Genomic DNA, 20370 nt, shown 5'->3' on the forward strand with positions numbered 1-20370 from the left:
ACCCTTTCTCAGTTTAATCGTTAAATGAATCCGCAAAAACGCTTCGGTTCTTAACAAAATAGTCAATCCCTGAATAAATCGTAAAGAACAGGCAGATGTAAAGTAAAATCGTTCCTAATGGAAAACCGATGAACAAAAAGTTGTTCAGCAGCAATAAAATAATACTAAACATCTGTGAAGTCGTCTTAATTTTACCAGGCCAAGCGGCAGCCATCACCTGACCATTGTTTTCAACAATGATCAAACGTAGACCAGTTACTGCCAATTCACGGCAAACAATAATGGCGACGACCCAAGCCGGTGCCATGCCCATTTGAACTAACAGCACAAAGGCGGTCATCACGATCATTTTATCCGCCAACGGATCGGCAAATTTACCAAAGTTAGTGACTAAATGCTTTCGGCGGGCGATTTGCCCATCAAGAAAATCAGTAATAGAAGCAACAGCAAAAACGATAGCTGCCACAATCTGGGTCACTGGAATCTTGGTTGACAGCCACATAACTGAACCCCAGTCCATTGGTACTGCCAGAATGATTAGGAAAATGGGGATTAAGATAATCCGGCCAATCGTTAATTTATTAGGTAAGTTCACGGTGTTCCCTCCAAATACGTCAGTCTCAAGAAAAGGTAAGCTATTTAGCTTACCCTTTTTTGGTTACTTAAATTGTACGGTGATATTTTGAACCTGAGACGTCGTGGTTGTCGACGATGCTGAGCTAGCTGTACCAGCCGTAGAACCCGTTGTCGACGAAGCCGTCGTTGAAGTAGCAGTTGTTGCTGAACTCGTTGCCTTTGAAATTGGTAATCTCTTACCACCAATGGTGACCTTAGTTTCTGGTGCATTTCCCAAATTCAAAGTAACAGACGTTGCATTAGCGTTCAGCTTAACCGTTTGAACTTTGCCAGCTGTAAGGGTTCCCTGAAAGAGGGAAGTACCGGCAGAAGTTACTGATACCCACGCACTAGCGGACGTCTTGATTTTAACGGTTTTAGTCTTTGGGGCGTTAACCATCGTGTAGGTTGTCGCTGCTCCCGTAGTTGAAACTTTGCTAAAGCTAGCTTTTGAAGCAGCCTTTGAAGAAGCTGTGGCCTTCTTACTAGAAGTTTTAGCAGAAGAACTAGACTTAGCAGCACTCCCCGAAACGGAAACAGAACTGCTATCCACGTTTTGAGAATTGTTGCTAGACTGAGAGCTTTTGGTCGTAGCTAACCAAATACCGATTAAAACGGCTACCACAACGATCACTGCGGCTACAATTGGCACTTGCCGTTTGATTTTAGCCGTTCGATCATCGACCTTGCGTTGAGCTGAACGGGTAGACGGGTTATCTTCGTTAACCCGGTCAACGTACTCCTGCGTTTTGGTACTTGGCAATTGATCACTGTATTCATTGAGTAATTCATTACCATCTAAACCAACTGTCTGTGCGTACTGCTTAATAAAGGCACGCACGTAAAAATCGCCCGGCAGATCAGAAAACTTACCATCCTCAATTGCAATCAGGTATCTCTTTTGAATCTTGGTCGTTTGCTGAAGGTCATCTAAGGTAAACCCTTTAGCAATTCTGGCGTCGCGTAAGGTTTCGCCAATTGACTTTGTATTTTCACTCATAAATTATTCTCCACCTATTAACCTATAAAGTCTTGTCATTTCAGTTTTAGTATAGCATACGTCAAGCTATGATTTAACGAAGAATTCTTGTGTGCCAACTTTTTAAAGCTTTCTTAATGACCAGGAACAATTTCTTGAACACTGATTCCAGCTGAACCCAAAAACTGCTGCATTGTGGCAATGACATCCTGCATGGTCAGGGCTTTGATCACGCCAACTTCGTCAAACAAACTGGCATCACCATATAATTGATCATCAAATTGATTGGCAATTGCTTCCAACGAGTTAAATGACGAAAGTGTGCTGCCAATTGCTTCCCGTTGAACGGCTTCAAAGCGATCACGCGCAGCTTCAAGTTTATCGGTAGCATGGTGTAAAATATCCAGCACTGCGGTTTCAAAAGCTTTTGGATCTTCAGCTTCACCGGCCATGATCACATGGTGAGCACCACGCTGCAACTCAATGTTATACCCAAAACTATCATCAATAATGCCTTGGTCATATAATGACAAGAAATCAGGCGCCGTTTCACCCAAAAGAAGTGTAAAGCCCAGAGAAATTGCATCCTCGTATTTAAGCCGGTTGATCCCCGTCGGCAAATCGTCATTACCCCGTATGCCAACAGTCACTTTAGGCCGTTCAACCGGCATAACTAATTCTTTATGGGCAATGATCTGCTGAGATACCGGTGGTAGGATTCGCTTTATTGGCGCCGGTTTACTAAACGTTTTAGCCGCCTGATTAGCCTCGATCCACCCTAATGCTTCTGCCGGTTTTAATCGGCCCACCACAAACAAGCTCATATTGCTAGGATGATAGAAGGTTTGATGGGCTAAATATAAATCTTCGGGTTTAATTTTATCAATTGATTCAATTGAGCCCGCAATATCATCAGCTAAAGGCTGGTCAGGATACAAATTAGCAATCGTTCCAAAATAAGCACGTGAATTAGGATCGTCCTCATACATTTGGATTTCTTGCCCAATGATCCCCTTTTCTTTATTGACCGTTTGTTCAGTAAAATAAGGATCCTGCACGAAGTCCAGCAAGGTTTCCAAATTTTCCTTCAAATGGTGCGTTGCCGAAAACAAATAACTGGTATGGGTATAACTGGTAAAAGCGTTAGAACTGCCACCAAAATGAGCGAAAGTATCAAACGCATCATGATCAGCTTTTTCAAACATTTTATGTTCCAAAAAATGAGCAATTCCTGCAGGCTGAGTGACTGGTGCTGTACCGTTTAGCGGCACAAAAGACTGGTCAATGGAACCGTAATCCGTCGTCATCACCGCATAGGTTTTATGAAACCCTTCCTTAGGCAGTAAATAAACGCGCAAACCGTTACTTAGTTTTTCGGAATAGAGTGTTTCGCCTAAATCTGAATAGTGCTTCTCTTTCATTTGGCGTCCTCTCCCTTCAAAAAATAAACCGCTTGTAGCTGAACCCGTTTGGCAATCGCCGACACATCTTCTCGGGTCACTTGTTTGATCTGGTTAACCCAGTCTGTGGCACTGACACTGCTGTTCAGTAACTGGTCAAGCATCGCCTGATTAACTAAGGCCCGCTGTGAATCTAAGCGTGATTCGCGACCGTTGATTAAACTAGCAATCACCTGATCAAATACCTCATCACTAAATTGCCCCTTAATAATGGCGTCCAGCTGCTGTGCAATGATTGTTTTCACTGCTGCTTCATTAGACTGATCGATCCCAGTCTGCACGAGTAGTGTGCCCGTAAAACCGTCAAAACGGCTGGAAGCATAATAAGCCAAACTATTTTTTTCACGAACATTTTTAAACAGCATTGAAATTGGTGTTCCGCCGAACAACCCATTGAACACCAAAGCTTTGTAAAAATCTGCTTCACGATAATAAACGGGCAGCTTATACGCAATATTAAGCTTAGACTGCTGCAAGGGCTGACCTTCCGTTTTAGCAACCATTTCGCTTACAGGACGACGATAAATAATTTCTGAACTCTGAATTTGTCGGTCTTCAAGCTGCCATTTAGCTAAATCAGCAACTAAATCAGCTTCCGAAACATCACCAGCTACCGTAATTTGGACCTGATTGGTCGCCAGCAGTTGCTGATAAGTTGCATACAGTGTTTCAGCACCAATACCATTAATTGTCTCGGCGTCACCGTAAAGACTGGTTGCAAAGAACGGTTCATTTTTAAAATAAAGCTGGCTTAACTGCTGCTCAGCATAGTATTGCTTATCATCGTTTAAGGACTTTAAGTACGCCATTAAATTCTGTTTTTGACGGGCAAACGTGACTGACTCAAACGCACCATCGTTCACAAGCGGTCGGTAGATAACACTGCGCAAAAAAGCGATCATTTCACTCAGCAGTGATTCACCGCCAATAAAATGGTCATTAATAATGGTACTTGAAAAGCGCAGCCCCTCTTGCAGGCCATAGCGAAAAACATTGACACCGTAACTTGCACCGTACATCATCGATAATTTTTGAGCTAATTTTGTTTGTGTGGAGTATTCAGCACTGCTGGTCTCCAGTAGCTGTGCTAATAAAATTCGGTTGGATAATTCTTGCACGTTACCGGGCGCAATAAAGTCAACCGTCATACTGATTGTTTTAAATTGGGTCGTTGGAATGACGTTTAACCAAACACCCTTTGCTAATTGCTTTGGCACTTTTAGCCCTCCTTTGGACATTACCAAACCATATTAGATGATTTATCACTAAAACGCCACCCTTTTGGATTGAAAAAGCAAAAATATTTGGCACCCGTTTCACTTTCATCATTGACCTTGCGTTTTAACCGTCTTCTTTGCTATTCTTAATGTTAAATTAAGTCAGTAGGAGGAATTATCATGAAAGTCGTTAAATTCGGGGGGAGTTCCCTTGCCAACTCTACTCAGGTGAACAAAGTGGTTAACATCGTTAAAGCTGACGATCAACGGCGCTTTGTGGTCGTATCGGCACCTGGTAAACGGTTTGACGGGGACATTAAAGTCACAGACTTACTCATTCAATATGCCAAAGCCACCCTAAATGGTGACCCTAGCGACACGATTACTGGGCAAATTATCGCTCGGTATGAAGAAATCGCCACCGCCTTTCAGATTCCTCAATCTGCCTTTGAAGCAATCAAACAAACCATTTTGAACTTACCCCACCACGATTATCAAGATGACAGCTACTTAATGGCGGCTTTTAAAGCTCATGGTGAAAAGCTGAATGCCATCCTAATTGCTCAAGTATTGAAAGCCTCTGGTGTTAACGCGAAGTTTTTGGATCCCAAAGAGGCAGGGTTAGTCGTGACTGACTCACCAGATGATGCTGAAATTATTCCTACGAGTTATGACCGCATCAACGAATGGGCTGACAGCAAGCTTGTCCGAGTGATCCCCGGGTTCTTTGGTTACAACGATCAGGGCCAAATCTGCACTTTCTCTCGGGGCGGTTCCGATATCACCGGTGCAATTATCGCCCGTGGTGTTAAGGCTAAACGCTACGAAAACTTTACCGATGTGGATGCCATCTACGCTGCCAATCCACAGGTTGTTCACCATCCCATTGCCATTCATAACATGACTTTTCGTGAGATGCGTGAACTTTCTTACGCCGGTTTTTCGGTTTTTCATGATGAAGCTTTAATCCCTGCTATTCAGGGTGATATTCAAGTCGTGGTTAAAAACACCAACCATCCCAGTGAACGGGGAACCTCCATCACGTCTCATAAACGCGTGAATCCCGCATACCCAGTTTCAGGGATTGCCAGCTCGCCAAACTTCTGCGGTATTTATATTCGGAAGTATATGTTAGATAAAAAGCGCTATTCTCAAAAAATCCTCAAACTCTTAGCAGAATATGATTTATCTTATGAGCATATGCCCTCTGGGATCGATGATTTAACTGTCATTATGCGTCAAGATCAACTCACACCAGAACTGGAAGACACACTGATCCGTGAGTTAGTCATTGCATTACGCCCAGATGAAATCCATATTTCTCACAATTACGCCCTATTAATGGTCGTTGGTGAAGGCATGGCAAACCGTACTGGCATCATGTCTAAGGCAACCGATGCCTTAGCCCGCCAAAACGTCAAACTGATCATGGTCAACCAAGGGGCTTCAGAGATTTCCATGATGTTTGGAATTAAGCAAGACGAAGCAAAGGTTGCCATCAAAGCGTTATACGATACTTTCTTCCCTGACCTTTAGGAGCTTTTGATGAGTTAACGTAAATAAGCGCTACCCCGTAAAACTAGGGGTAGCGCTTATTTATATTAGACACGCATTCTTTAATTACTTGTTATTCAGTAATGGGGAATCCGCGTTGTCACCAAACCACTTGTGATTGATTTTAGCCAACGTCCCATTCTTAGCAAGAATCTTCAGCCCACGATTAATTTTTTGACGCATCGTTGTATCGGTTTTACGCATCCCAACACCGAACTGCTCTTTAGGAAACTTACCATTCGTAATTTGGTAATCCTTAGGGTTACTTTCGTGGTTGATATAGTAACCGGCATACGTTGAATCAATGACCATCCCTTGAATTCGGCCAGCGTTTAAATCAATAAAGGCATTGGTAAACGAATCATAAAGGACGGGAGACTTACCTTTAATGCGATTCTTCAACAAGTTAGGGTACTGGCTGATATCTTGTGCACCAGAGGAACCCGCTTGAGCCCCCAAAGTCTTTCCCTGCATATCTGCGAAGGAATTGATGTGATCCTTTCTTAGCGAAACCAACGTCTGATCATTTTGCAGATAGGTATTACTGAAAGCGACCTTCTTTTCACGTTCAGGTGTCTTGGAATACCCATTCCAAATCAGATCAATCGTCCCATTATTTAACTCAGTCGCGTTCATTGACCAATCGATCGACTGGAAACTGACCTTAATGCCGTATAGCTTAAACAATGCATTTGCTAAATCAACATCGTACCCCACAAGTTTACCGCTCTTTTGCCGGAAGCCCATCGGTACAAAGGTGTCATCCAAACCAACAGTGACGTAGCCGCGCTTTTGGATTCGGGTCCAGTTATCGACGTGGTTTGCCCGTTTACCAACACTGACACCGCTACAGCCAGATAAGAGTGAGACGGTGCAGACCAGCATGATCAGGCAAAGCCAAATTTTCTTTTTCATGCTTTTTCCCTCCTCACTATGCTTTAATCGGTTCAACACGAACAATTTGATCAGCAATATTTTGAGCAAATTGCATATCATGAGTGACGACAATCTGAGTCATGTTATCCTGCTTTAAGCCCAAAATAATTTGTTCCACTGTCTGACGTAAATCAGGATCCAAAGCACTGGTTGGTTCATCATAGCAAAGGATCTTGGGGTTCATGGCTAAAGCCCTAACAATCGCGACCCGTTGTTTTTGACCGCCAGACAACTGATAAGGATACAAGCCCTCTTTACCGGTCAAATTAAGTTGATCAATCAATTCTTGTGCCCGTTTTTCTGAATCTGACTTCGACTGCTTTAACACTAACTGCGGCGCCAAAGTGATATTGTCCAAAACGGTTAAATTCGGAAAAAGCTGAAAATCTTGGAAGACAACACCGATCACGTTGTCATTGTCCCGGTTATTAGCTGGGTCAAAAGCTTTTCCGTCTAGGATAAACGATCCCGAATTGACGGTTTCTAGTCCACTGATGCAACGTAACAAGGTCGTTTTGCCGGCACCTGATGGTCCAACAATAGCGGTAATCTGATCATCTGGGACCTGCATATTGAAATCATTTAAAATCGTTCGGCCACTAAATTGTTTTTTAATATTTTTAAGTTCTAGCATATCCGTATCCCCTCTCTAGCTTATCGCCATGCCCGGTAGTGTTGCTCAACTTTACGTAGCATAAAGGTCGCAACCGCCGTCATCAGGAGGTAAATGATCCCAACTAAAACAAGTGGCAATAACGTGACATCTCTTGCGGTGGCAACGTTACCTGCACGAAGCAAGTCGCCTAAACCGATGACGTATACCAATGATGAATCCTTAATCAGGTTAATGACTTCGTTCCCAATTGAAGGAACCACGATCTTAACCACTTGCGGAATCACAATTTTGCGAAGTGTTTGACCACGGGTTAAACGCAGCACCCGCGCACTTTCGAACTGGCCTTGATCAATGGCTTGAAAACCACCACGGAAGATTTCAGCAAAGTAGGCGGTGTAATTTAAAATAAAGGCAAACAGTGCAGCGTCATACCGCTGGAAAATAACGCCAATGATTGGCAGACCATAAAAGACAAAAATCAATTGCAGTAATAATGGGGTTCCTCGCATCAGCCAAACGTAAAATTTCAAAATCCAACGAATCGGTGCGATTCTTGAGGTTAACCCTAAACTAGCCAGGATACCCAATGGGATCGAAGCAATCAGTGTCCAGAAGAAAATCTTAATGGTCATCCAGGCACCACTTAGTAATGACGGTAGTATTTCAGATGCGTAATGTAACATAATGTCTCCCCCTTCTTAATAAAAAAAGCCCTCTTGAACTGATAAACAGTTCAAGAGGGCGACAATATCGCGGTTCCACCTCTAATTCGATTACTGCTTACGCAGCAATCCTCACAAAGTTTATTACTGAAATTAAAAAGTCCTCTTGGCAATTAAGCCAAGAGGACGATAATTTCGCGGTTCCACCTCTGATTCGCTGACTGCTCACACAGCCAACCTCAGTAAGTTTATATAATAAACTTCAGCGATAACGAGCTTACCGGAGCTTTCCTACTTGGTTCAGAAAGTCAACTCCCAGATGTGATTCATCATACTCAACTACCCGGTTCTCATCTTCGCGGGCTCTCTGATTAACTAAGTTTGACTACTAGTCTGATCAACGTTTCTTTTATTAGATTAGTTCTCATTATATCTTAAAAAAAGTTCTTGTCAACTCTCATCGGAAAATTAACATAGTCTTTTCTTGAAAATTGTTAGCCACGGGAGAACCAGTGACTAATTTTAGACCAAAAACCGGTCTTCGGCTGTTGAATTTTCATCAACGGAACCGTTTCGCCTTCCAGGCGACGGGCAATGTCCCGATAGCCGCGGCCAGCAGCGTTTTCCGATTCCAAAACAATTGGCTCGCCCCGGTTAGAAGTCGCAATGACTTCATCATCATCTAACACAATGCCTAGTAACGGCACACCAAGATGGTGCGTGATTTCATCAATATCCATTGCTTCGCCGTCAGCCATCATATGGCTTCGAATCCGATTGATAACCAAGTGTGACTCTTCTTTAAGCGGATTTTTTTCGAGCAAACCAACCACCCGGTCAGCATCACGAACAGCAGAAATCTCTGGTGTGGTCACAATGATAGCCGCGTCGGCACCCGCAATCGCGTTAAGAAATCCTTGTTCGATACCAGCCGGACAGTCGATTAAAACATAATCGAATTCTTTTTTCAGCTCGTCGACAATTGCTTTTGCCTGATCTTCTGTTAGCGCGGTTTTATCCGTGTTTTGAGCAGCTGGCAACAAATATAATAAATCATCAAAGCGTTTATCTTTAACCAGCGCTTGCGCTAATTTGGCTCGGCCTTCAACAACATCCACAATATCAAAAATAATGCGGTTATCTAAGCCAAGCACAACGTCCAGGTTTCTCAGACCAATATCTAGATCCACTAAGCAAACGCGCTTACCCATTAAAGCAAGAGCCGTACCAATATTGGCACTGGAAGTTGTCTTACCGACACCCCCCTTACCAGAAGTGATTACAATTGATTTTCCCATCTTCGTTAGCCTCCCATTTGGTGATAAATCTTTGGATTAATCGTTTTTAAATCCGTTAATTGTCCGTACTGCAAGACATGGAGATCGTTAACGTATGCTACTGTCTGATTACCCTCTGCAGGCTGATCAGTTTCCACAATGCTGATTTGCTCACCAATGCGGATTTGCTGTGCGTGTTTTAGATCACCAATCACCACTTTATCTTCGCCACTAGGGTAACCGGCCTGTAAAATTCCCAGAGCCGTACCCATGACATAGATATTACCGGTTGTTAATAGCCGACCACCTTCATTGATCACACCCAGATACAACACATCGCCCTTTAATTCAAGCGTTTGACCGTTGCGAATCGTTTGCGTTGCCAGATGAACGTTGTCTTGTTCCTTTAGATGAAGTGCATCTTCGATGGTGATCACGTCTGGGATCACCTTATGAATCTGAAAATGGTCATAATCACTAAAAATCAGCTCTAACTGTTTATTCTGTTCAGCAGTCAATAATCTTTGATTACTGAGCACGTCAAAACTGATTTGATTGGTGGCGTTAGAATCAGCTGCCAAATTATCAAGAAGTTCCCTAAGCTTCTCCTTGATCTCGTTAAAACTAGCCGCTTGATCTAACACCAATTGATAACCGTCCTGATTACCACGTAACACTACAGCTTGCATACTCCCGACCCCTTTTTAATTCCTCAAACGATTGAACAACCATTGAACTGGAAAATATAGTATGACGTAAGTTGCCAGATTATAGGCTAACGTCGGTGCTAACGAATCAACCATCATATCTGCAAATGACGCCGTTGTCATGTGAACGACTAAATTACCGAAGTAACTTAAACTGCAGATCACGGTGATGTCGATAAAATAAACGAGCAGCCCACTTAAAAAATTAATTGGAAAAGCTTTATAGCAAGCCTTTGTCAGTGCAACTGCAATTGGAAAGACAAATACAAAGATACCCCAAATACCCGTGTAATATACGTCAAACAGGCCACCCGCAACGGCCGCCCAGACAGTCAGCGGAACCTGAATCTGTTCTTCAAAGAAAACGGTAAAAACGAGCCATAAAACCACTAGATAGCTACTCATTGAGTATGGCACACTAAACAGCTGTTGTGGAAATGTCGCGCCTAAGATGCCGTCCAGGTAAAAAAACAGAAACAATCCAATTGGAAAGCCGTAACGTAATTTAGTTACTCGTAACATGATTGCCTCCTTAATTGGTTGTTTGAGCTTGTCGAACAGCGACGGTGACAACGCTCAATTCAGAAAGGTTAGTGGCTGGCTTGATCGAAATCTTCGCCGCTAGGCCGTAATTATCGGTCCCTGTAGTGGCAACGGTACCAACATATAATCCTGCCGGCATCACGCCACCCAATCCACTGGTTGACACTTTATCGCCTTTTTCAATCTTGGTCTTGGCGGTCACGTTACCCATTTCGATGAGGTTCTTATCACGGTCATAACCCGAAATAATACCGTGAACGTTTTGACCGTTCTTGTTAGTAATTGTCACCGCGAACCGGTTAGCAGATTCACTGCTATTAGAAAGTAGTTCAACCTTACTGTTCGTTCGGTTAACTTCTGAAATTCGGCCCACAATACCAGAGCCTGAAAGTACCGGCATGTTCTTCTTAATGCCAGCAGCACTCCCCTTATCGATGATCACTTGGTTCTGCCAAGCAGAAGGTGTTCGCGCAATAACCGTTGCGTTAACCGGTGCATAATCGGTCAGAGAGTGAGCTAATTTAAGCTCTTTTTTTAAGTTTTTATTTTCTTGACTAATGGCTTGATCATGAACTTTAGTCTGTGCCAGTTCTTGAACTTGACTCTTTAGCCGTTGATTTTCCTGATAGGTATTCATTAAATCAGAAAAACCGCTAACTGATCCCTTCAGACCATTTACAGGCCATGCAACGACGCGGTTAACGATACCCACAACGTCGTTGCCAAACTGCTGGATCATAGGTGGCGTCGACCGTTTGTTACGGATGGCAACCGAGACACTCATTAACCCAAAGCTGACAATTAGACAAACAATCACAATCACCAATCGTCGGTTTGAAAAGAATTTATTCATGATCGTCCTCCAGTGATTGGAGAGTGAGTCAGTATCTTAAAATGACTCGTTCTCTTTTTACATTAAACATTAAAAAAGTGCAGTACTCTTCCGCACACCTGTAAGTAAATAATTCCGTATGTTCTAAAAATGAACATACGGAATTATTTGCTTACACGGCTGGAGGTGTTCTGAAAGGTTAAATACACAAACATGGTACCCAACAACCAGAACCAGTACCCCACTCCCGAATGTTATTTCTTTTTCATAACGTCGATGCTCTTAAGTGATTCGCCAGTACCAATAGCGACACAATCAAGTGGGTCGTTAGCGATAAAGACTGGGACTTTAGTTGCATCTGCAATAACGTCTGGTAAATTATGCAATAATGCACCACCACCAGTAAGAACGATTCCATGGTCGATAACATCAGCTGCAATTTCAGGTGAAGTTTCCTCTAAGGTTTCCTTAACCGCACCAATGATTTCCTCGACGGGTTCATGGATAGCTTCCGCAATATCAGCGGCAGAAACGTCGATCGTCTTTGGCAAGCCAGTGATCAAATCACGGCCACGAATGGAAGCACCATCGTCTTCTTTAACAGCTTCCTTTGAAGCAGAACCAATATCCCACTTCAGCTGTTCTGCAGTCCGTTCACCAATCAATAAATTGAAGTGCTGACGAACATAGGCAACGATTGCTTCATCCAGCTTGTCGCCGGCCATCCGGATTGAACGGCTCGAAACGATCCCACCAAGTGAAATCGTCGCAACGTCAGTAGTACCACCACCAATGTCCACAACCATGCTACCGGTTGGATCCATGACTGGAAGGCCAGCACCAATGGCTGCTGCAAATGGCTCTTCAAGTACGTATGCATCACGGGCACCAGCTACTCGAGTAGCGTCGATCACAGCACGTTTTTCAACTTCTGTGACACCACTAGGCACACAAACCATCACGTAAGGTTTGCCGTTTGAGCTGCCTAACGTTTTTTGAATGTAATATTTCATCATGGCAACGGTTGTATCATAGTCAGCGATAACGCCGTCTTTCATTGGCCGAATGGCAACGATACTTGCCGGTGTCCGTCCAATCATTGCTCTTGCATCTTCACCGACGGAAACGATCTCGCCAGTTTTCGAATTCTTAGCAACGACCGATGGTTCGCGTAAAACGATACCCTTACCATCCACGTAAACAATCGTGTTGGCCGTACCAAGATCGATACCAATGTTTTTAGTTCCTATTCCGAACAATCTGTTTCATCCCTTCATTTAGCCGCAATCACTCGTTTGATTGCTTGTTAATTTGCTAGGTGTTATTATACCATACCTCGAAAATTTAATAACTACTCGCCGGTAAAAAGCATAACCAATTATAGGGTGGTCTGGCAAGTATTAATTGGTTATTTAAAAGAAATTAAATATTACATATATAAGTCGCCGAATTAGAGTTCCTTAAAGAAGGCTCGAACATCCGAAATAAAGTACAATGAGCCCGTTATCAAGAATAAATCTTCAGCCGACATCCGCTGGAGGATAGTTCCAATTGCGAGTTGCCAGTTGTCGATAACTTCGATTCGTTGGTCATCCTGATACTGTGCGGCTAATTGCTGTGGATCCGTCACTGCACGAGTTCCCGGTCCTTGAAAAGTGGTCAACACAATATGCAGATTGGCAACGGTCCGCAAAGTTGCCAGCATCTTGTCATGCTGCTTATCTGCTAGTACCCCAAACAAAATATAGATCTCGTTATCGCTGAATCGTTGCTTGAGTAAGGCGGTTAATTCTTCGATAGCGGGTTCATTGTGCGCACCATCGATGACGATCAATGGGTCTTGATTAAGCGGTTCAAACCGGCCAGCCCAAACCGTTTTAGCCAGTGAGCGAACGGTCGTCGAGTGATTAATCACTTGGTGCTGTTGTCTCTGGTACAAAATGAAGGCGGTCAACGCGCAACTGGCATTATCCACCTGATAATCACCCAGCATGCTAATTTTTAGTCCCTTAAACAGCTGATCTTCAAACTGATAGTCAAATTTTTCCTGCCAGCCAGTTGCCGATTTAATATCAGCTGCTGCTTCATGTCCTACCCGATACAAAGCGCTCTGATTTTTTGCTGCGGTTTGTTCGACCACTTTCATTGCAGATTCAGGTAACCGGCCAGCCACAACCGGAACCTTAGGCTTAATAATCCCCGCCTTTTGCGCTGCAATCTCTGGTAAGGTATTCCCAAGGATCTTCATGTGATCAAACCCAATCGTCGTAATGACTGAAACAGCAGGTGTAAACACATTGGTTGAATCCAGTAAACCGCCAATACCAACTTCGATCACCGCCACATCAACCTGGGTTTTAAAATACAGAAACATCATGGCTGTAATAATTTCAAACTCTGTGGGGCCGCCCTCTGGATAACTAGCGTCCAATTCTGCAACTACCGGCTGAACCTGGTTAACGAGTTCAATCAGATCAGCATCAGAAATTGGCTTGCCATCAACTGATATCCGTTCATTAAAGCGAACCAAGAACGGTGACGTAAACGTCCCAACAGTATAGCCTTGCGTCATCAGTAAATCGCGTAAATAAGCTACTGTCGAGCCCTTTCCGTTTGTACCGGCTACGTGAATCGCAGAAATATTTTGCTGAGGATCACCCAGCATTTCAAGAAATCGGTGCATCCGATTCAAATGATCGCTTTTCTTAAATTTCGTGCGTCCATGAATAAAATTCAGGGCATCATCATAATCTTTAACCATGACTAATCAATCTCCACTCTTCTCATTTAAAAGGGGCGGAATCAATATGATCCCGCCCCTTTTGATTCGAAAGCTATTATAACATGTGCAACACTTACTGTTCAGCTTTCAAAGCAGCTAAACGATCCTGAGTTGCCTTTAACTTAGATTCATTATCCGCCTGTTTTTGCCGTTCACTTTCAACAACTTCATCAGGTGCATTGGCAACGAATCGTTCGTTACTCAACTTCTTCTTGGCCCGATCAACCTCAGCTTCGAATTTCTTAATTTCCTTATTCAAACGGGCTGCTTCTTCGTCCAAATCAACCAATTCTGCCAGTGGTACATACACTTCAGCATCGGTGATGATCCCAGTCATGGCAAGCTTCGGCGCTTTAACGTCAGCGCCAATTGTCAATGCCTTAGGATGAACGAAACGATCGATATAATCGCGGTTGGTTTCAAACACGTGGGCTAATTCCTGATTGTCGGTCTTGATCAAAACATCGATCTCTGATGACATCGGTGCATTGGCTTCAGCGCGAATGTTACGAACAGCCTTGATGAGTTCAATCAAGTTAGCCATTTGCGATTCAGCCTTAGCGTTATCAAAGGCCTCATGAAGGACTGGATACTTAGCGGTTACCAGTGACTTGCCGTCATGCGGCATCGTCAACCAAATTTTTTCGGTGACAAATGGCATGATTGGGTGCAGCAAACGTAAGGTCTGATCAAGGACGTAAGCCAAAATATTGCGGGTATTCGCTTTGGCTTTTTCATCGTCACCCGTTAAAATTTCCTTACTCATTTCGATGTACCAGTCACAGAAGTCATTCCAGATGAAATCATACAAAGCCCGACCAGCTTCACCAAAGTTGAACTTGTCAAACTGCTCAGTCACCTGTGCCACCGTTTTGTTCAAACGGCTTAAAATCCAGCGATCGGCCAAGTCCCATTCGCTTTCATCTGGCAGTTCTGGCGTACTCATATCACCGAGGTTCATGATGACATAACGACTAGCGTTCCAGATCTTGTTGATGAAGTTCCAAGCAGCGTCCATCTTGGTGTAAGTAAACCGGATATCTTGACCAGGTGTTGAACCGTTAGACAGGAACCAACGCAATGCATCGGCACCGTATTTATCGATCACATCCATTGGGTCGATCCCGTTACCTAATGACTTACTCATCTTGCGGCCCTGTTCATCACGAATCAATCCGTGAAGCAAGACGTGTTTGAATGGTCGACGGCCAGTAAATTCAAGGGATTGGAAAATCATCCGTGAAACCCAGAAGAAGATGATATCGTATCCGGTTACCAGCGTATTAGTTGGGAAGTAGCGCTTGTAATCTGGCGCGTCTGTGTCAGGCCAGCCCATGGTTGAAAATGGCCATAGCGCACTAGAGAACCAAGTATCCAAGACGTCCTTGTCCTGTTCCCAGTTTTCAATATCTTTTGGTGGCTGCTCGTCAACGTAGATTTCACCGGTCTTTTTATTGTACCAAGCAGGAATCTGATGGCCCCACCAGAGCTGACGGGAAATCACCCAGTCATGGACGTTTTCCATCCATTGGGTGAACGTCCCTTCAAACCGTTCCGGAACGAAGTCGACTCGATCGTCACCCTTTTGGTTCTTCAAAGCTTGTTCTGCCAATGGTTTCATCTTAACAAACCACTGAGTAGACAACCGGGCTTCAACCTGAACCCCAGTCCGTTCTGAATGGCCAACGGAGTGAACGATTGGTTCAATTGAAATCATCAACCCTTGATCTTGCAGATCTTGCACCATGGCTTTACGGGCTTCAAAACGATCCAAGCCTTCATACTTACCGGCCTTTTCGTTCATCGTCGCGTCTTCGTTCATGGTATTGATGCGTTCCAAATTGTGGCGGTTACCAACTAAGAAGTCATTAGGGTCATGCGCTGGTGTTATCTTAACGGCACCAGTTCCAAAATCGGGGTCCGCGTGCTGATCAGTGATGATCGGAATTTCCCGGTTAGCAAGTGGCAAAATAACCTTCTTGCCCACGACATCCTTGTACCGTTCATCTTTAGCGTTTACAGCAATGGCGGTATCACCCATCATGGTTTCTGGACGAGTCGTGGCAATTTCAATGTAATCTTTGCCATTCAACTTCGTTTTGCCATCTGCAAATTTATACTTAACGTGGTAAAAGGCACCCTTGTCATCTTTATGGATAACTTCAATATCAGACAAGGCAGTCCGAGCTTGCGGATCCCAGTTAATGATATATTCGCCACGATAGATCAAGCCCTTGCGATACAGCTGTACGAAAACCTTCTTAACGGCATCTGAAAGGCCCTTGTCCAGCGTGAAACGTTCACGTGAGTAGTCTAATGACAGCCCCAATTTACCCCACTGTGTCTTAATCGTGCTGGCAAATTCGTCTTTCCATTCCCAAACTTTATCGACGAACTTCTCCCGACCTAAGTCGTATCGGCTGATTCCTTGTTCACGGAGCTTAGCTTCCACCTTAGCCTGAGTTGCAATACCAGCATGGTCCATTCCTGGCAGCCATAGTGTATCGTAACCCTGCATCCGTTTTTGACGAATGAGCATATCTTGTAACGTCGTATCCCAGGCATGGCCTAAATGCAATTTACCCGTCACATTAGGCGGAGGGAGCACGATTGAATATGGTTTGGCTTTTTGATCTCCACTAGGCTTAAAAAGCCCCTCTGACAACCACTCGTTGTAACGACCGGCCTCAACGGCTTGAGGATCGTACTTGGGTGGCATTTCTGTTGACTTATCTGTCATCTGATCTCTTCCCTTCTTATTTGATTGTTATGTAAGAAAAAAGCATTCCATCCTATAAAAATAGGACGAAATGCTTTTCGCGGTACCACCTAAATTGGGCTTTTAAACCCCTCTTAATAACAATCGTTAACGGATGTCACTCCGGTCAGGCCTACTGTGCGTTCAGTCTGACAGCTCGCAAGCTACTGCTGATCAACGGGTCGAAAAACCTTTCAGCCAAGGGTTTCCTCTCTGGGCGACACTGTTTGGTCAGCTCTCTTGCTCATTGCTTATACTCGATATAATAGCCATTTTTAGGCTACTCGTCAACTCTAGATGTTAATTTTTCTAAAGCCTTTAACGCTGCGAGGTAATCTGGTTCGTTGGCAACGTCTGGCACGATCTCTTCATAAGTGATTGTGCCTTCAGCGTCAGTTACCAAAATTGCCCGGGTCAATACACCCATGTTTGGCAAGTACAGATTCGTCGCATAGCCAAAGGATAACTCTTCGTCAGAAAGGATCTGTAGATTAATGACACCTTCAGCTGCACACCAGTTTTTCTGCTGTGCGATCGTATTATTTGAAATCGTCACAAAAGTCGCGTTCGGATAGTGGTCAGCTTGCTGATTAAACTTGTGTGTCTGTGTACTGCAGACCGGCGTTTGCAAATCAGGCACGATGGACAGCATCAGCGGTTTTCCCAGCAACTGTGCCATCTTGACCTTCTCATCGTTTTGATTGAACAACTTGAATTTAGGTAACTGATCACCCACTTGAGGTGGATTACCTTCCAATTCGACATCTTGACCGTTAAATTTAACCTTCATAAATTAAACACTCCTTTTGGGTGCAACTATAGCTTAAATTTACAGCGTTAAGGCTGAAAAAGCAAGTGAAATCAAGCGTAAAAATATGCTAACTAAACCCTATTAAGCCCTCATTTTTGAGCCTATAAAAAAGCGTCTGTTCACACTCGAAAAGACAATCTCTTTCAGGTGTGAACAAACACTTAATCGGTTTTTAATTTAAAGTAATTCAGCAAAAACGTCTTCTTGCTGATTCATAAAGTTCTCGCCAGGACGGATGACGGTGACTTCAATACCGTCTAAGGCTTCTTGCATCAAGCCGTCCACGTCGATCAGCTTCTCAAAATTACGGGTTTTTTCTAAATCAGGCCGTGTTTTGGGTGCCGGTGGCGTGAAAATCGTGCAGCAGTCTTCAAATGGCATAATTGATAAATCATAGGTGTCAATTTTTTCAGCGATCTTGATGATCTCCGTTTTATCCATCGATACTAATGGCCGTAGGACGGGCAACGTCGTCACATCGTTGATTGCCATCATACTTTCAAGGGTCTGTGAAGCAACTTGACCCAGTGATTCACCGGTGAAGACCCCTTTGTCGCCACGGGCTACAGTAATCGCCGCGGTGATTTTCAGCATCATCCGACGTTGAATGGTCATGAGATAGCCTTCGGGTACCTTTTCTTTAATCGTTTCCTGTACTTTAGTGAACGGTACTTGAATAAAGTTGATACTACCCGCGTAACCGGCAATCTTTGAAGTCAGTTCTTTGGCCTTAGCTAGCGCTTGTTCACTGGTATATGGCGGACTGAAAAAGTGCACCATATCCAGCTTAACGCCCCGTTTCATTCCAAGGTAGGCTGCAACGGGTGAGTCAATCCCACCAGACAGCATCATGGTGGCTTTACCACCCGTACCTACTGGTAATCCACCAGCACCTGGAATAGTCTCACTGCTGAGGAAGATCCCGTTTAAACGGACTTCCACTCGAAGCGTAATATCCGGGTTCTTCATTTTAACGTCAATGCCTGGAACATTTCTCAGAATATGGCCACCCAGTTTATCATTGATCTGGTTAGTGTCATATTCGAATTGGTGGTCTTGTCTTCGAGTGTTGATTTTAAATGTCATACCCGGCTGATACTGTGCCTGGATCATTTCAAGGGCAGTCTTCTTAACCGCCTCAAAATCTTTTTCTACCTTGATAACTGGCGAAAAGTTTTCAATCCCAAAGACACCCTTTAACCGTTCGATCACTTTGGTTGAGTCATTCCCGTTGAGTGCAACGTGGAGCCGGTCATACTGGGCACGAATATCTAAGCCTTCAAATTCATGCAGGCTGTGACGAACGTTGCGACCAAGTTGCCGAATAAAATCTTTTCGGTTCTTGCCCTTGGTCGAGAGTTCGCCATAACGCACCATAATTTCTGAATATTGCATATGGGTCTCCTTTTCGATTAAATCTTATGCTGAAAGTAATTTAAATTTATCATACAGTTGGTCAAAAACTTTGTTGAATTGATCTGCTTCAGCCAGCGTATTGTGGTCATCTAACGAAATTCGAATCGCGCTAGTCGAAATACTTTCAGGAACGTTCATCGCTGTCAGTGTGCTTGAAGCCAAGTGCTTTTTTGAACTGCAGGCACTCGTCGTTGAAATGTAAATCCCCTGTTCCTCAAATGCGTGCACAATTGTCTCGCCCCGGACACCTTGAATCGCAAAACACAGGATATGCGGTGCGAAGCCATCGTTATCTTCCGAGAAAGTAGTCACCAACGGGAACTGTTTAACGTGATCAAAGATCCGTTGCTTAATTTCAGCTTCTCGAGCCACTTTTTGCTTTTCATCCGTCAGCAACAGCCGTAAAGCTTTAGCCATCGCGGCGATTGCTGGTAAGTTTTCAGTGCCGCTCCGTAAATTACGCTCTTGACCGCCACCAGTTAATAATGGCGCAATTTTACGGCCACGACGGGCGTAAATAAACCCAATACCACGAGGTGCGTGGAATTTATGGCCAGAAAATGTCACAAAGTCCACCCGGTCGTTCATGATCATATCTTGGATACCCTTACCAATACCTTGAACGGCATCAATATGAAAATGAATTTTCGGATAATCTTTCAAGACTTCAGCCACGTCTTTAAGTGGCTGAATCGTGCCGATTTCATTATTAACGGCCATTACCGAAACTAAGATAGTTGTTGGCCGAATAGCTGCCTTTAAATCGTCGATTGAAATCCGTCCGTGCTTATCAACGGGCAAGTAAGTGACTTCAAATCCTAACTGTTTAAGCTGTTCCATTGAATTATGAATGGCAGGATGTTCAACGGCAGTCGTAATTAAATGGTTACCAAATTGGCGCTTTTCAATGGCTGTCCCTTTCAGTACCCAGTTATCTCCCTCAGTACCGCCACTCGTAAATAAGATCTCACTTTGAGATGCCCCAAGTAAATTAGCAATCTGCTTACGGGATTGTTCCAGCAGGTTGAAGGCTTCTTCACCAAACTGATGTAAACTTGAAGGATTCCCCCAAATCTTTTCACTTACTTGATCGTAAGTAGAAACGACTTCGGGATCGGCCTTAGTTGTTGCACTATTATCAAAATAAATCATGTATAATCTGCCTCTTTGTGTTTTAGATTGGTTCGACTCCAATCAAATAGACT

General features: G+C 43.8%; 18 protein-coding genes and 2 other annotated features. Of the genes, 1 reads left to right on the forward strand and 17 read right to left on the reverse strand.

Annotation, left to right across the window (positions count from 1 at the left end; genetic code table 11):
* Positions 1-13: 13 nt before the first annotated feature.
* The 4 genes from pgsA to yfmF form a co-directional block, all read right to left on the reverse strand.
* On the reverse strand, positions 14-595 hold the full coding sequence (gene pgsA, locus IWT5_RS10580; protein ID WP_089109927.1) for a CDP-diacylglycerol--glycerol-3-phosphate 3-phosphatidyltransferase: 582 nt from the start codon (positions 593-595) through the stop codon (positions 14-16).
* A 63-nt stretch (positions 596-658) separates the two neighbouring features.
* Positions 659-1615 carry a helix-turn-helix domain-containing protein gene (locus IWT5_RS10585; RefSeq protein ID WP_089109928.1) on the reverse strand — a complete coding sequence of 319 codons (957 nt, stop codon included), beginning with the start codon at positions 1613-1615 and terminating at the stop codon, positions 659-661.
* Positions 1616-1728: 113 nt separating this feature from the next.
* On the reverse strand, positions 1729-3015 hold the full coding sequence (gene yfmH, locus IWT5_RS10590; RefSeq protein ID WP_089109929.1) for an EF-P 5-aminopentanol modification-associated protein YfmH: 1287 nt from the start codon (positions 3013-3015) through the stop codon (positions 1729-1731).
* Positions 3012-4271 carry an EF-P 5-aminopentanol modification-associated protein YfmF gene (yfmF, locus tag IWT5_RS10595; protein WP_159459325.1) on the reverse strand — a complete coding sequence of 420 codons (1260 nt, stop codon included), beginning with the start codon at positions 4269-4271 and terminating at the stop codon, positions 3012-3014. The genes yfmH and yfmF overlap by 4 nt, the downstream gene beginning before the upstream one ends.
* Before the next feature lie 180 nt (positions 4272-4451).
* Between yfmF and IWT5_RS10600 the strand changes: the two genes are divergently transcribed.
* The gene (locus IWT5_RS10600; RefSeq protein ID WP_089109931.1) at positions 4452-5807 is read left to right on the forward strand and encodes an aspartate kinase; all 1356 of its coding nucleotides are present in this window, start codon (positions 4452-4454) and stop codon (positions 5805-5807) included.
* A gap of 84 nt (positions 5808-5891) precedes the next feature.
* Here the strand turns inward: IWT5_RS10600 and IWT5_RS10605 are convergent, their stop codons facing one another.
* The 13 genes from IWT5_RS10605 to IWT5_RS10665 all read right to left on the reverse strand — a co-directional run bounded on the left by IWT5_RS10605 (position 5892) and on the right by IWT5_RS10665 (position 20317).
* Positions 5892-6740 (reverse strand): amino acid ABC transporter substrate-binding protein, encoded by an 849-nt coding sequence (locus tag IWT5_RS10605; RefSeq protein ID WP_089109932.1) that lies wholly within the window; start codon positions 6738-6740, stop codon positions 5892-5894.
* A gap of 16 nt (positions 6741-6756) precedes the next feature.
* Positions 6757-7395 carry an amino acid ABC transporter ATP-binding protein gene (locus tag IWT5_RS10610; RefSeq protein ID WP_089109933.1) on the reverse strand — a complete coding sequence of 213 codons (639 nt, stop codon included), beginning with the start codon at positions 7393-7395 and terminating at the stop codon, positions 6757-6759.
* Between the two features lie 20 nt (positions 7396-7415).
* Complete coding sequence (locus IWT5_RS10615; protein WP_089109934.1) at positions 7416-8060, reverse strand: amino acid ABC transporter permease; 645 nt, start codon at positions 8058-8060, stop codon at positions 7416-7418.
* A 158-nt stretch (positions 8061-8218) separates the two neighbouring features.
* Positions 8219-8449: a binding site (T-box leader), on the reverse strand.
* Between the two features lie 84 nt (positions 8450-8533).
* Positions 8534-9337 carry a septum site-determining protein MinD gene (gene minD, locus IWT5_RS10620; RefSeq protein ID WP_089109935.1) on the reverse strand — a complete coding sequence of 268 codons (804 nt, stop codon included), beginning with the start codon at positions 9335-9337 and terminating at the stop codon, positions 8534-8536.
* Positions 9338-9342: 5 nt separating this feature from the next.
* Complete coding sequence (locus tag IWT5_RS10625) at positions 9343-10005, reverse strand: septum site-determining protein MinC (protein ID WP_089109936.1); 663 nt, start codon at positions 10003-10005, stop codon at positions 9343-9345.
* A gap of 15 nt (positions 10006-10020) precedes the next feature.
* On the reverse strand, positions 10021-10545 hold the full coding sequence (gene mreD, locus IWT5_RS10630; protein WP_089109937.1) for a rod shape-determining protein MreD: 525 nt from the start codon (positions 10543-10545) through the stop codon (positions 10021-10023).
* Positions 10546-10555: 10 nt separating this feature from the next.
* Positions 10556-11419 carry a rod shape-determining protein MreC gene (mreC, locus tag IWT5_RS10635; RefSeq protein WP_089109938.1) on the reverse strand — a complete coding sequence of 288 codons (864 nt, stop codon included), beginning with the start codon at positions 11417-11419 and terminating at the stop codon, positions 10556-10558.
* A gap of 233 nt (positions 11420-11652) precedes the next feature.
* Positions 11653-12657 carry a rod shape-determining protein gene (locus tag IWT5_RS10640; RefSeq protein ID WP_089109939.1) on the reverse strand — a complete coding sequence of 335 codons (1005 nt, stop codon included), beginning with the start codon at positions 12655-12657 and terminating at the stop codon, positions 11653-11655.
* Positions 12658-12848: 191 nt separating this feature from the next.
* Positions 12849-14159 carry a bifunctional folylpolyglutamate synthase/dihydrofolate synthase gene (locus IWT5_RS10645; RefSeq protein ID WP_089109940.1) on the reverse strand — a complete coding sequence of 437 codons (1311 nt, stop codon included), beginning with the start codon at positions 14157-14159 and terminating at the stop codon, positions 12849-12851.
* Between the two features lie 94 nt (positions 14160-14253).
* Positions 14254-16920, reverse strand: a complete 2667-nt coding sequence (locus IWT5_RS10650; RefSeq protein WP_089109941.1) for a valine--tRNA ligase — start codon at positions 16918-16920, stop codon at positions 14254-14256.
* 58 nt (positions 16921-16978) lie between these two features.
* Positions 16979-17195: a binding site (T-box leader), on the reverse strand.
* 23 nt (positions 17196-17218) lie between these two features.
* Complete coding sequence (gene tpx / locus IWT5_RS10655; protein WP_089109942.1) at positions 17219-17728, reverse strand: thiol peroxidase; 510 nt, start codon at positions 17726-17728, stop codon at positions 17219-17221.
* A 198-nt stretch (positions 17729-17926) separates the two neighbouring features.
* Complete coding sequence (gene thiI, locus IWT5_RS10660; RefSeq protein ID WP_089109943.1) at positions 17927-19144, reverse strand: tRNA uracil 4-sulfurtransferase ThiI; 1218 nt, start codon at positions 19142-19144, stop codon at positions 17927-17929.
* A gap of 24 nt (positions 19145-19168) precedes the next feature.
* Entirely contained in the window at positions 19169-20317 is a 1149-nt protein-coding gene (locus IWT5_RS10665) for a cysteine desulfurase family protein (RefSeq protein WP_089109944.1), read from the reverse strand.
* Between the last annotated feature and the right edge of the window lie 53 nt (positions 20318-20370).

Origin of the sequence: Secundilactobacillus mixtipabuli (genome assembly GCF_002217925.1) — a bacterium.
GTDB classification, from domain to species: domain Bacteria; phylum Bacillota; class Bacilli; order Lactobacillales; family Lactobacillaceae; genus Secundilactobacillus; species Secundilactobacillus mixtipabuli.